Annotated in this window: 13 protein-coding genes; 7 read left to right on the top strand and 6 right to left on the bottom strand. The window is 31.9% G+C overall.

From position 1 onward, the window contains the following. Positions 1-37: 37 nt before the first annotated feature. The 3 genes from QLQ96_RS16895 to QLQ96_RS16885 form a co-directional block, all read right to left on the bottom strand. A complete protein-coding gene (locus QLQ96_RS16895; RefSeq protein ID WP_482491948.1) occupies positions 38-1,009 on the bottom strand; it encodes a quinone oxidoreductase family protein in 972 nt (323 codons plus the stop codon). A gap of 76 nt (positions 1,010-1,085) precedes the next feature. Continuing rightward, entirely contained in the window at positions 1,086-1,661 is a 576-nt protein-coding gene (locus QLQ96_RS16890; RefSeq protein WP_482491947.1) for a Crp/Fnr family transcriptional regulator, read from the bottom strand. 12 nt (positions 1,662-1,673) lie between these two features. Then, a complete protein-coding gene (locus QLQ96_RS16885; RefSeq protein ID WP_482491946.1) occupies positions 1,674-2,075 on the bottom strand; it encodes a glyoxalase in 402 nt (133 codons plus the stop codon). A gap of 80 nt (positions 2,076-2,155) precedes the next feature. Between QLQ96_RS16885 and QLQ96_RS16880 the strand changes: the two genes are divergently transcribed. After that, positions 2,156-2,575, top strand: a complete 420-nt coding sequence (locus QLQ96_RS16880; RefSeq protein ID WP_482491944.1) for a hypothetical protein — start codon at positions 2,156-2,158, stop codon at positions 2,573-2,575. Positions 2,576-2,794: 219 nt separating this feature from the next. Here the strand turns inward: QLQ96_RS16880 and QLQ96_RS16875 are convergent, their stop codons facing one another. Both QLQ96_RS16875 and QLQ96_RS16870 read right to left on the bottom strand, forming a co-directional pair. Continuing rightward, positions 2,795-4,042 (bottom strand): mechanosensitive ion channel family protein, encoded by a 1,248-nt coding sequence (locus tag QLQ96_RS16875; protein ID WP_482491943.1) that lies wholly within the window; start codon positions 4,040-4,042, stop codon positions 2,795-2,797. After that, a complete protein-coding gene (locus tag QLQ96_RS16870) occupies positions 4,035-4,319 on the bottom strand; it encodes a DUF3817 domain-containing protein (RefSeq protein ID WP_482491942.1) in 285 nt (94 codons plus the stop codon). Before QLQ96_RS16870 ends, QLQ96_RS16875 begins: the two co-directional genes overlap by 8 nt. A 152-nt stretch (positions 4,320-4,471) precedes the next feature. On the opposite strand from QLQ96_RS16870, the gene QLQ96_RS16865 reads away from it, so the two are divergent. The 4 genes from QLQ96_RS16865 (at position 4,472) to QLQ96_RS16850 (ending at position 9,528) form a co-directional block, all read left to right on the top strand. Then, positions 4,472-5,005 (top strand): DUF6155 family protein, encoded by a 534-nt coding sequence (locus QLQ96_RS16865; RefSeq protein ID WP_482491940.1) that lies wholly within the window; start codon positions 4,472-4,474, stop codon positions 5,003-5,005. Between the two features lie 109 nt (positions 5,006-5,114). Then, positions 5,115-6,653 carry a DEAD/DEAH box helicase gene (locus tag QLQ96_RS16860; protein WP_482491938.1) on the top strand — a complete coding sequence of 513 codons (1,539 nt, stop codon included), beginning with the start codon at positions 5,115-5,117 and terminating at the stop codon, positions 6,651-6,653. A gap of 194 nt (positions 6,654-6,847) precedes the next feature. Next, positions 6,848-8,185 (top strand): DEAD/DEAH box helicase, encoded by a 1,338-nt coding sequence (locus QLQ96_RS16855; protein ID WP_482491937.1) that lies wholly within the window; start codon positions 6,848-6,850, stop codon positions 8,183-8,185. A gap of 77 nt (positions 8,186-8,262) precedes the next feature. Beyond that, complete coding sequence (locus QLQ96_RS16850) at positions 8,263-9,528, top strand: NAD(P)/FAD-dependent oxidoreductase (protein WP_482491935.1); 1,266 nt, start codon at positions 8,263-8,265, stop codon at positions 9,526-9,528. A 110-nt stretch (positions 9,529-9,638) separates the two neighbouring features. Here QLQ96_RS16850 and QLQ96_RS16845 read toward each other — a convergent pair whose 3' ends face one another. Next, positions 9,639-10,868, bottom strand: a complete 1,230-nt coding sequence (locus QLQ96_RS16845; protein ID WP_482491934.1) for a multidrug effflux MFS transporter — start codon at positions 10,866-10,868, stop codon at positions 9,639-9,641. 199 nt (positions 10,869-11,067) lie between these two features. On the opposite strand from QLQ96_RS16845, the gene QLQ96_RS16840 reads away from it, so the two are divergent. Both QLQ96_RS16840 and QLQ96_RS16835 read left to right on the top strand, forming a co-directional pair. Further along, the gene (locus QLQ96_RS16840; RefSeq protein WP_482491933.1) at positions 11,068-11,484 is read left to right on the top strand and encodes a hypothetical protein; all 417 of its coding nucleotides are present in this window, start codon (positions 11,068-11,070) and stop codon (positions 11,482-11,484) included. An 88-nt stretch (positions 11,485-11,572) separates the two neighbouring features. Then, positions 11,573-11,956 (top strand): hypothetical protein, encoded by a 384-nt coding sequence (locus QLQ96_RS16835; protein ID WP_482491932.1) that lies wholly within the window; start codon positions 11,573-11,575, stop codon positions 11,954-11,956. The last annotated feature ends 238 nt before the right edge of the window (positions 11,957-12,194 follow it).

Raw genomic sequence — 12,194 nt, 5'->3', positions numbered from 1 at the left:
TTCATGTTTTGAAAAAAAAACTTAGTAACTTAAACCTTTAAATAACAACTACAAGTCTTTTACCATCAGGAACTTCTGAATTCCAGATCTTTTCAATATCTGATAAACAAACGGTTTCTATATTTGCTTTTAATATATTTTTTGAAGCCAAAAGAAACATTTCAGGAAGTATTTCAGAAAACAACAGTTTCACTTCTTCTTTTGTCCAGCTCCCCAATCCAGAACCTGATAATTGAAGATCAACGCTTCGTAAAATCTGTGCAGACAACTGAATTGTATCTCCTGACATAGAGCCTACAGAAACATATCGGGTTTTGTGGGTGAAATTTCCATTTCCTTTTAAAACTGAAAGAATCAGTTCTGCCGAATGTCCCCATAAATAATCTATAACAATATCAATTGGAGTAGCTTTATGAATTTCTTTTAGCTGAGAAACAAAAGATTCATCATTTTGTTTTATAGATACAATTTCATTAGCTCCTAATTCTAAAAGATTTTCAAGTGCTTTCTCGTTTCTTCCCGTAACAATTATATTCGTTGCTCCGTAGTGTTTTGCAATTTGAACTGCCATTTGTCCTGTAAAACCGGTTGCTCCATTTATTAAAACTGTTTCTCCAGGTTTTATTCCCGCTCTAAAACGTAATGCCATTGCCGAACCTGCAACCGCATTTGGCATTGCTGCGGCTATTGCATCATCAATTCCGTTTGGCAATTCAACCATTCTATTTCTTTCTACAAGAGCTTTTTCTGAGATTGTTCCATAAATTCCACGGGCATAAACCCTTGTTCCATTTTCTAAAACTCCAATTGCGTCACTTCCGACTATAAATCCGTTTGGGTTTTCTTTTTTTGAAGAATAATGCTTTCCACTTGCAATTCCTTTATCTAGATTTGTAATTGCTACGGCTTTAATCGATACCAAAACTTCATTTTCATTTGACGCGATTAGTTCTGGAAATTCTGCATATTTTGGCGATTCACCATTTTTATAAACTACTGCTGCTTTCATAATTATTAAATTTTATGAAGCAAAATTATAAAGCCGTTTATGTGCATGCGATAACATTTGTTATCAAATGAAAACATCATTTATTTTGAAGCAATTTGCTTTTAATCCGGCTTAAATGAACCGTACTTACGCCTAAATAGGATGCAATATAATGCTGCGGAACTCTCAGAACAATTTGAGGTTTTTCTTCAATTAAATTAAGATATCGATCGGCAGGAGAATCTTTTAAAAAAGAAAAGAAATGTTTCATATAATCAAAAGTCCTTTGAAAAAGCATATTGATTAATCGGTCTCTAAGTTCTGGAATTTCTTTGATTTCTTCGATTATAACATCAAGATCATTTTTATGAATCCACCATAAAATACAAGGCTCAATTGTCTCTACAAAAACCGGACTGGGGAATTTTTTCATAAAACTTTCAATAGAAGACACGCTTTGATTTTCAAAAAAGAATTGCGAAGTCAAATCTTTCCCGTTATGATTAAACCAAACCCGAATACATCCTTTTTCTATTATATAAAGCTTTTTTGAAACCTCACCTTCCTTTAAAAGAGTTGTTTTTGCAGGAACTTCAATTCGATTGAAACAACCTATATATTCGTTCCATTTTTCATCAGTTAAAGGAAATTTATTTCTAAATTGGTTGAACATTTTTATTTTAATCTAATTAGATTCTACTTCAAAAAGTTGCACTTGACTTTTCAATCTTTCAATTAATAAATTCATCATACGCTTATTTAAATTTGATGAATTTTGAATATAAGTATCATATTCGTCAATTGTAAAAAGTCCCATTACGATTCCTTTTAGTGAATTTCTGAACTTAATATCTTTTTGAATGGAATTTTCGATAGCTTGAAGTTTCTTATCTATGGAATAAGAATAAAAATCTCGTTTATTTTTATTTATATAATTAACAAAAACAGCGATAAACAAATCATTTTGAAGTTTTAAAATTGGTCTGATTGTTTGGTTCTGAAACAACTCATCTGCTGAAGATTGAGCACTTACGGTTCCTAAAGTTTCGCCTCTGAATTCTTTTAAAAAAGTGTCTCTATCTTCCATGTTTTTTGTTTTAAGTTTTATTTAAAGTTAACTAAATAATCCCACAGTAAAACCTATTTTTGTTTTTATAAAAATAAATTATGCGATTATTTCTCTTCATCTGCTTATTGTTAGCCTCTTGCAATTCTAAAGAGGACAAAGAAAAATACAATCATCAATTATATCGTGCAATAAACAATAAAGACACAGCAGTTTTGGATATCCATATTAACGATAAACGTTTTTATGGACGCTATGAAATTAGCCATTACGGAACTGGAAAAGATTCTGGTGATGTACGTGGCGATTTAAGAGGAGACACACTTCGAGGAGATTATCATTATATTTCTTTTGGCGGTGCTTGGAAAAGAGTCCCTTTGGCACTTTTAAAGAAAGACCAAAAAATGTTTTTAGGAACTGGAGTTATCGGTACTTATTTTAATCTTCCTTGTTACGTTCCGGAAGTTCCGATCGATTATAAAGAGTCAGGGTTTATTTTTGAAAAAATAGAGAAGGAGTAGAAGTTTTTTGTTTTGTTTCAGGTTTAAAGTTTCAAGTTTCAAGTTGACGTGGCTTGTGTTTTTTACCGCAAAGCACGCAAGTTTTTTACACACTAAAATTTCTAAAAACGTAAAAGTTCGCAAAGCTTTGTCTAAAAAAAACTTTGCGAACCTTGCGTAATTCTTTGCGCTCTTTGCTGTTAAGTTTAACTTGAAACTTTAAACCTGAAACAAAAAGAACTAATTTAATGTTGATGGTAATTCAAAAATTTCAAGATCAAAATATCTCACTGAAGCCATAACGTGATCAAAAATATCAGACATAATGTATTCGTAGTTAGCCCAACGTTTATCACTAGAAAAAACATAAATTTCCAACGGAACTCCATGAGCAGTTGATTGCAATTGGCGGCACATGATATGCATATCTTTATTCAATCCGGGATGATCGATTAAATATTGCATGATGTATTTTCTAAACAAACCTAAATTAGTCATATTTCGGCCATTCAGCGAAAGCGCCTTATCAATTCCTCTTAGATCATTGTATTTTTCAATTTCCGCTTGACGGGTGTCGATATATGCTGTAATTAGCTGAACTCTCCTAAGTTCACGCAAATCTTCATCATTTAAAAAACGAATCGTACTGCTTTTTATTAAAACATGTCTTTTAATACGTCTTCCGTCAGATTTTTGCATTCCGCGCCAGTTCTGAAATGAATCGGAACTTAAAGCATAAGTCGGAATTGTGGTAATCGTGTTGTCAAAATTTCGAACTTTTACAGTCGTTAAATTGATCTCGATAACATCTCCATCAGCACCAAATTTGTCCATTGTAATCCAGTCTCCAATACGAACCATGTCATTTATGGCAACCTGTACACTAGAAACAAATCCTAGAATTGTATCTCTAAAAATTAAAATGATAATGGCTGAAAGCGTTCCTAATATCGTTAGCAATTCACCTTTTTTGATACCGAATAAAGTCGAAATTATCATGGCGACTCCAAAAATCCAAAGCACAATCATAATAACCTGAACAAAACTGTCAATTGGCTTGTCGCTGTATTCTGGTTTTTGCTTTAAATAATCTCGTAACGAATTAAAAACAGTTCTTACAATCCATAATACCAACAATACAATATAGATGCCTACGATTTTTCCGAACATGGATTCCCAATATTCATATTTATCTAAAATAACAGGAACTGCCTTGTAAATAAAGAAAAACGGAATCAAATAGGCCGTATATCTTGTGGTTTTATTTTGAATTAAATAATCGTCAAACTTGGTTTTGGTTTTTTGTGCAAAAACCGCTGTCAAAGTGACTAAAATAAATTTTGCTACATAATAAACAACATAAGCAAGCGCTATTAAAATAGCAATATTAAAGATCAGGCTGGTATATGATGCAAAATTGCGACTCATTCCCCAATCTCTAAAAAGTGGATATAAAAAATTAAATATTTTCTCCAAGAGCTTATGCATTTTCCAAATACTTTTTCTCTATGTAAAAAGTTCCGAACGGAATAAGCGATGCAACTAGAATGATTCCGAAAGTTTTTAAATCCCAGTTCATGGATTTTTTCAATAAAAAGGCTAAAATAATATATCCGATAAATAAAACACCATGTGTCATTCCTAACGGACGTAATAATGTATGATAAAGTTCAGGATTATTGTTTTTGATAATCAGCATATTAGCAAATAATACTAAATAAGAGATCCCCTCTAAAATGGCAGTAACTTTGAAAATCTTGAGCATGTATATATTTTTTAAGTTTTATGGCAGCAAAATTAAGGATTCTGGATTGATTTTAGAATTTAAAAATTCAAAATTATATCAGTCCAAAACTGTAGAAATTGGGATTTGGTTTCGAAGTTTTGGGATAAAAAAATAAAAATTATCTTTACTGTATGAGCAAAAGAGATTTAAAAAAATATTTAGGCGAGTTAACCAAAGAGCAATTAGAAGAACAATTGATAGAATTGTATGAAAAATTTGCCCCTGTGAAGGTGTATTATGACTTTGTTTTCAACCCAAAAGAAGACAAATTGCTTCAAGAGGCAAAAGTCAAAATCTCGCACGAATATTTCCCGGTTAAAAAACCTGGGGCAAAATGGCGTCCAAAAGCCAAAATGAGAAGATCTGTTGCTCAAAAACTGATAAAACATTTCATGATGCTTGGAGTAGATTCGTATATTGTTGCCGATATTATGCTTTATAATATTGAAATTGCGCAAACGTTTTCTTCTCAAAATTTCATCAAACAAGAATTATTTTATAAAAGTATGCTTAATTCTTTCGAGCAAGCGATCAATTTTATTGTCTCAAATGGAATTTTTAACGATTTTAAATTGCGAATTAATGCAATTCAAGGCGAAACTTTGGAACAAAAATGGAAAAATAAGTACGAATTTGAGGCCATTTTAGAGAAAATCGACTATTAAAAGCCCTTCTCATAAAAAATCTTTATTTAAAAAAAATATTTATTTTAGGTTAAAAAAAGATGATTAACTGTTTTTTCGGTGTATTTTTGCAAAAATCCAAAAATAAACAATGTCTCAAAACACTTTAGAAATACAAAGAGAAGAGAAGAAAGAACTTTATGCATACCAAAAAGGCGACATTGACGCTATTTTTGAACGTTTAGACAATGCTCCTCAAAAACACCACTTACTGTATCAGCTTCCAACGGGAGGAGGAAAAACAGTAATATTTTCTGAAATCGTTCGCCGCTATTTATCAAACAATGATAAAAAAGTGGTTGTTTTAACGCACCGTATAGAACTTTGTAAACAAACTTCAAAAATGTTAACTGGTTTTGGTGTTACAAACAAAATAATTAATAGTAAAGTAAAAGAATTGCCAGATCAGAATGAATTTTCTTGTTTCGTAGCGATGGTTGAAACTTTAAAAAACCGTATTAATGATGAAAAACTTCATCTGGACAATATCGGTTTGGTTATTATTGATGAGGCGCATTACAACTCATTTAGAAAGTTATTAAACTCATTCAAAAATGCTTTTATTCTTGGAGTAACAGCAACGCCATTGAGTTCGAATATAAAATTGCCAATGCACCAAAGTTACAACGAACTTATTGTAGGAGATACAATTGGCTCATTGATAGACAAAGGTTTCTTAGCAAAAGCGACAACATATAGTTATGATGTAGGCTTGACTTCGTTAAAAGTTGGTATTAACGGTGATTACACAGTAAAATCATCTGACGATCTGTATACCAACACTTTAATGCAAGAAAAACTTTTGCACGCTTACACAGAACGTTCGCTAGGTAAAAAAACATTAATCTTCAATAATGGTATTCATACTTCATTATATGTATATGAAACGTTTAGAGAAGCAGGTTATGATATCAGACACTTAGATAATACAAGCAGTTCTGAAGAGCGTAAAGATATTTTACAGTGGTTTAAAAAGACTCCAGATGCAATTTTGACTTCTGTCGGAATCTTGACAACTGGTTTTGACGAACCAACTGTAGAAACGATCATTTTGAACAGAGCAACAAAATCATTGACTTTATATTTCCAGATGATTGGCCGTGGTTCTCGTAAATTACCTGGAAAAGATGAATTTACAGTTATCGATTTAGGTAACAATGCGGCTCGTTTTGGTTTATGGAGCGATCCTGTAAACTGGCAGCATATTTTTAAATCTCCTGAGTTTTACTTGGAAAATCTGCGTGATGATCAAGAAATTGAATTGTTCTTTAAATACAGCATGCCGCCCGAATTGCGTGCTAAATTCAGCAAAACTGCCGATGTCAGTTTTGATGTTGATGAAGAACACAAATTAATTATCAAACAAAATCTTCGTTCTAAAGTTGTTTTGGATAAGTCATTAGAACAGCATTCTTCGATGTGCGTAGACAATACAGAAACTTTGCAAGAAGCAAAATCTCTTGCAAAAGAATTAGACGATGATATTGAAGATCGTATCAAACGTTATTCAAAATGCCTTAGCCAATGTAGTAAAAACTACCGCGAATGGCTGGTTGACGATTACAAACAAAGATTAACTTTGTTAATTGGTAAAAAGTATCGTGAGAAAATCATGAACGAACCAGATTGATAATTTAGTCTGAAAGTTTAAAGTTTAAAAGTCATAAAGTTCTTATCAAGAATTTTTAATAAAACAAACCATTAATATATTTAGAAATAATTCTAAATATATTAATGGTTCAGTAATTTTAAGGAGAATAAAATCTTTAAAAGATTTTGGGAAATCTAAAATCTAAAATCAGAACTCTAAAATCTAAAATACTCATGTCTAAACCATTCTCAACATTAGGACTTGCGGCTCCAATTTTAAAAGCTTTAAGCGAATTAAATATTGTTGAACCAACAGAGATTCAGCAAAAAACAATTCCGTTATTTTTGAGCGAAACTCATGATATTGTTGGTTTAGCCAAAACAGGAACAGGAAAAACTGCCGCTTTTGGATTGCCTTTATTGCAATTAGTAAAATCAGAATCTACTGAAGTTCAAGCTATAATCTTAGTTCCTACAAGAGAATTAGGACAACAGATTTTTAGAAATCTGGAAAGTTTCTCAAAATATATTCCAAATATATCTATTGCATCAATTTGCGGTGGAACTCCAATAAAACCTCAAATCGAAAGATTAAAAGAAGGCGCTCAAATTGTTGTGGCAACTCCTGGCCGTTTAATCGATTTGATTCAGCGAAAAGCAATCGACATTAAACAAACTGAATATTTAGTTTTAGACGAAGCCGACGAAATGGTTTCGATTCTTAAAGAAAGTTTGGACGAAATTATAGCTGAATTACCTAAAAAACACCGTACTTTATTATTCTCAGCAACACTCCCTGGAACAATTAAACAATTGATTCAGAATTATTTGAATAAAAATGTAGTTCAAATAAGTGCTAGCATGGAAATTGTTGGAAATGAAGGAATTGATCATGAATACATTGTAGTCGATCCGATTGAAAAATTAGAAGTTTTAATGCATTTCTTGAATTCTAGAGATGGCGAAAGAGGAATTATTTTCTGTAAAACTAAAGCAGCCGTAAATAAATTAGCCAAAAATCTAGCTATTAATAAATTTTCTTCTGGAGCGCTTCATGGAAGTTTGACACAAGGGATTCGTGATAGAATTATGGAGCAATTTCGCGAAGGCCATATTAATATTTTAGTTGCAACAGATTTGGCCGCAAGGGGAATTGACGTAAAAGAAATTTCGTATGTAATTAACTATCACCTTCCTGACACTTACGAAAATTACATTCATAGAAGCGGAAGAACCGCAAGAGCAGGAGCAAAAGGACTTTCTTTAACTGTTTTACAGCAAGAAGAAGTTTTCGAAATTGCTGATTTTGAAAGAGAATTAGGAATCAAATTTTCTGAATTTAAAAAACCTTCAGCAGCAAGTCTTGAAGAAAACAATATGCTTTTATGGGCAAAACAAATCTTCAAAACAAAACCAAATCATGAGCTTTCTCAAGATCAAAAAACAAGGGTAAAAACTATTTTTCATCACTTGACAAAAGATGAACTAATCGAGAAATTAATGGCAAATTATATTTTGCAAAACAAAATCGATATAGTTGAAAAACCTGTTAAAAAATTCAAAAACAAATAAGCATGACAATTGTCATTGCATATTAAAGTTGTATATTTATAAGGAATTATTTTATAATCCTACTTAATACAACTTATATGAAAATAGTCATTATTGGAGGTGGATTTGCAGGTCTTAATTTAGCAAAAGAGCTTGTAAATCAGCCTCAAATACAAGTAACACTTGTAGACAAGAATAATTATAACTTTTTCCCTCCACTTATATATCAAGTTGCCACTGCGTTTTTAGAGCCATCGAGCATTAGTTATCCATTTAGAAAATTCTTTGCTGGCAAAAAAAACTTACAATTTCGTCTAGGCGAGTTATTATCTGTTTCTCCAGCCGAAAAGAAAATCACTTTGAGCAACGGAGAATTGGATTACGATCATCTAGTTTTTGCGACAGGAGCGGAAACTAGTTATTTCGGCATGGAAAACGTAATGAAAAATGCGATTCCGATGAAAACTTTAAATGATGCCATCGTAATGCGTAATACATTACTTAAAAACCTTGAAAAAGCAGCCATTTGTAAAGACATGCGTAAAAGACGTAAATTACTTACAATTGTTGTAGCAGGAGGGGGCCCAACGGGAGTAGAAGTTTCTGGGATGTTTGCTGAAATGCGAAAAAGCATTCTTTTAAAAGAATATCCAGAATTAGACACATCGGCAAGTAATGTATATTTAGTTGACGGAGGCGATGCTTTGTTGGCTCCAATGAGTAAAGATTCTCAAAAAGATACGCTAGAAGCCCTAACCAAATTGGGTGTTGTGGTTAAATTAAATACCAAAGTTGTCGATTACGTTGATGACACAGTGGTATTTGAAAATGGAGAAACTATACAAACCAAAAACTTAATTTGGGCTGCTGGAGTTTCTGCTAAAATCTTTGAAGGAATTCCAACAGAAAGTTATGGTCGAGGAAGACGTATGGCAACAGATGCTTATAATAAGGTAAACGCTGTTGACAACATTTACGCTATTGGAGATACTGCTATAACATCTGGTGATGCAAAATTCCCAAATGGACATCCACAAGTTGCACAGGTTGCAATTCAACAAGGATTAAATCTAGCTAAAAACTTTAAAGCAATGGTAGAGAACAAACCTCTCAAACCTTTTGTTTATAATGATAAAGGTTCGATGGCAATTATTGGAAGAGCAAAAGCCGTTGTTGATTTACCAAGTCCGAAATGGCACTTTAAAGGCTTTTTTGCATGGATTATATGGCTGTTTATTCACTTAATTTCATTAATCACATATCGAAATAGATTAAATACATTCTGGAATTGGATGGTAGCTTATTTTGCTAAAGATCAATCTCTTAGAATGATTATTAGACCAGACAAAAAGAATCAGAACTAGGGTTTAAATTCCAATTTTTTAAATTCCAATAAAAAAGCCAAAATCAAATGATTTTGGCTTTTTCTATTTCGTAATCCATTGGAGTTTGGAGTTTAAAAAAAATTAAATACTTAGTGCCCAATAATAACATCGTCGCTATCTGATAATTCTACTTTATTTTTGATAAATCTCTTTCCAATATTTAAAACTATGAAAGCAATAATTGTTGTAACGGTCATAATAAAAACCATTGGAGCAACAGAATCTTTTACAAAAATTCCAACAGCAAAAGAAGCCAAAGATCCTAAACCTAATTGAATAGCCCCCATTAAAGCGGAAGCACTTCCAGCATTTTTAGCAAATGGCGCCATTGTAAGTCCCGCTGTATTTGGATTTGAAATTCCTAAACAACCTAAAAACACAAAAAGAATCGCTATGGTTTCGTACAAGCCTAAAAGGTTATTCAAAGAAAGCACAAGAAAAACAATACTAACAACGGATTGTAAAATTAATGCTCCAAAAATCATCTGTTCACTCGAAAATCTCTTGAGTAAAACAGAATTTAACTGACTTGAACCAATAAAACTAACAGACATAAAAGCAAAAATCCAGCCGTACGTTTTCGCATCAACATGGTAAATATCCATAAAAACGATAGGTGAGGCCGCTACATAAGTAAATAACCCAGAAAACGCGATTGCTCCAGTAAAAGCATAAGTGTAAAATTGCGGTTCTTTAAGAACTTTTAAAAAGTTAGAAATAATAGGTTTTGGTTTTAAAGATATTGAAGTGTCTGGTTTGTAACTATTTGGCAGACCAATTTGAGAAGCCAATAAAATGGCTATTCCCATGCACATTAAAATAAAAAACACAGTATGCCAGCCATAATCTTCTGTAACATAACCTCCAATTGTAGGCGCAAGCATCGGCGAAAGCCCAAGTACAAGCATTAAAAGTGAAAATACTTTAGGGATATCTTTTACAGGAAACAAATCACGAACCATCGCTACAGATGCAACTGTTGCTGCACAGCTACCGACAGCCTGAATAAAACGTAAGAGAATAAACTGATCAATATCAGTTACATAAACACATCCTAAAGAAGCCAGAATGTAAACCAGCAACCCTATAAATAAAGGTTTTTTACGTCCGAAGCGATCTAATAAAGGTCCGTAAAGCAATTGTCCAGCTGAAATTCCGATGAAATAGCTAGATAAACTCATTGAAACTTTGGCCACAGAAGTATTTAGATCTTTTGCAATTCCCGAGAAACCAGGTAAGTACATATCAATTGAAAATGGACCAAGTGCGGTCAAAGAACCTAATATTAGGATGAGCTGAATATATTTTTTTGTTGTCATTATCTTAAAAAATGGCTTATAATTTTTTGCAAAGGTAAAGATTTCATACCTTGTTGTATAACTTGAAGAAGTTTATAACAATAAATTAAAGTGATTGCCAACATTATTTAGCAAAACAAACGCCTAAAGACCTATGTTTCTATGTGTTAAAAAAATTTCACAAGCGGTTTATTTATTAATCTTTAAATTAGAAAAAATTATGAAAAAGTACCTTTTATTATTAGCAGTTTTATGCACATCAATTTCATTTGCGCAAACTATTACATCTAAACAGGAAGAGGCTAATACGGAACAATACGAGCTTCTCAAAAAAGTAAATCAATTTTATCCAGACATTACATTAAGCAAATCGGTCACGAATTTTTATGCAGACGGAAACATTATTGATTCACAGCAAGATTTTGATTTAAGAGGAACAAAATTTTCGAGTTACAAACTAGGAATTGAACCAGGCAATAAAAAAGTAAAATTTGATTATAATTCTACTGAAGCTGGCCATGTATATGGCGACGTAACAATTTTTAATGGAAATGCCTTAAGAACAACTTTTAATGAAAAAACAAATCAAGTTGACGTGTCATTGAATGGAAAATCAGTTTATTTGAAGAAATTATAAATTTTAAGAAAATTTTAGAAAAAGCATCGCAATTATGTGATGCTTTTTTGATTTATATTTGATTCAGATTTTTAATAAAATAATTACAATGAAAAAATTTCTTTTCCTGGCATTTTTAATTTCCTTACAATCATTTGCACAGCAAAATAAATTCTCCGGAACTTGGGGAAATACAAAATGTAAAGACTGCAAGAAAGAATATATTTTTACAATTACGATTGCTCAATCAAATTATAAGATTTTTGGAACCGCTGAAGTTACCAGCGATCATAAGGAATTAAATTCTGGAATTCTAGAGGTTTCCGGACATGTGTATCCGCATGGCGATAAAGCTCAAATAAAATTTAAAGATAAAAACGGAGTTACATCGAGCGCAGTTTTATTTGTAGAGGATGCGGTTATCCAGTTTACTAAAAATGGTGGTGGCGATATTGTACCAAAAGATATGATTTTGAATAAATTATACGAATAAGCTCCTTCTCGGAGTTATTTCCATTTGACCTATAATTTATATTATGTAAAATAGAATATTTTAAAAACCTCCTACAGATTCCTTGTATGCTTTTGCTTTAAACAATTTATTTGTTGCAAACGGACTTCTTTTACTTTCAAATAATATTTTTAAATAATTTAAAAACGTAAATCTCTACTTCGCATAAATACGCTGTATGATTTTTATTTTTAAAAATTCTCAAATATTGAAATTTCAG

Source organism: Flavobacterium sp. B167r, assembly GCF_056824315.1.
The sequence above is the reverse complement of the archived record's forward strand: the minus strand, read 5'-3'. Positions and strand labels throughout refer to the sequence as shown.

Bases quoted from the DNA above. Each gene is read 5' to 3' on its own strand.
- QLQ96_RS16895 (WP_482491948.1), bottom strand. From the start codon at position 1,009: ATGAAAGCAGCAGTAGTTTATAAAAATGGTGAATCGCCAAAATATGCA.
- QLQ96_RS16890 (WP_482491947.1), bottom strand. From the start codon at position 1,661: ATGTTCAACCAATTTAGAAATAAATTTCCTTTAACTGATGAAAAATGG.
- QLQ96_RS16885 (WP_482491946.1), bottom strand. From the start codon at position 2,075: ATGGAAGATAGAGACACTTTTTTAAAAGAATTCAGAGGCGAAACTTTA.
- QLQ96_RS16880 (WP_482491944.1), top strand. From the start codon at position 2,156: ATGCGATTATTTCTCTTCATCTGCTTATTGTTAGCCTCTTGCAATTCT.
- QLQ96_RS16875 (WP_482491943.1), bottom strand. From the start codon at position 4,042: ATGCATAAGCTCTTGGAGAAAATATTTAATTTTTTATATCCACTTTTT.
- QLQ96_RS16870 (WP_482491942.1), bottom strand. From the start codon at position 4,319: ATGCTCAAGATTTTCAAAGTTACTGCCATTTTAGAGGGGATCTCTTAT.
- QLQ96_RS16865 (WP_482491940.1), top strand. From the start codon at position 4,472: ATGAGCAAAAGAGATTTAAAAAAATATTTAGGCGAGTTAACCAAAGAG.
- QLQ96_RS16860 (WP_482491938.1), top strand. From the start codon at position 5,115: ATGTCTCAAAACACTTTAGAAATACAAAGAGAAGAGAAGAAAGAACTT.
- QLQ96_RS16855 (WP_482491937.1), top strand. From the start codon at position 6,848: ATGTCTAAACCATTCTCAACATTAGGACTTGCGGCTCCAATTTTAAAA.
- QLQ96_RS16850 (WP_482491935.1), top strand. From the start codon at position 8,263: ATGAAAATAGTCATTATTGGAGGTGGATTTGCAGGTCTTAATTTAGCA.
- QLQ96_RS16845 (WP_482491934.1), bottom strand. From the start codon at position 10,868: ATGACAACAAAAAAATATATTCAGCTCATCCTAATATTAGGTTCTTTG.
- QLQ96_RS16840 (WP_482491933.1), top strand. From the start codon at position 11,068: ATGAAAAAGTACCTTTTATTATTAGCAGTTTTATGCACATCAATTTCA.
- QLQ96_RS16835 (WP_482491932.1), top strand. From the start codon at position 11,573: ATGAAAAAATTTCTTTTCCTGGCATTTTTAATTTCCTTACAATCATTT.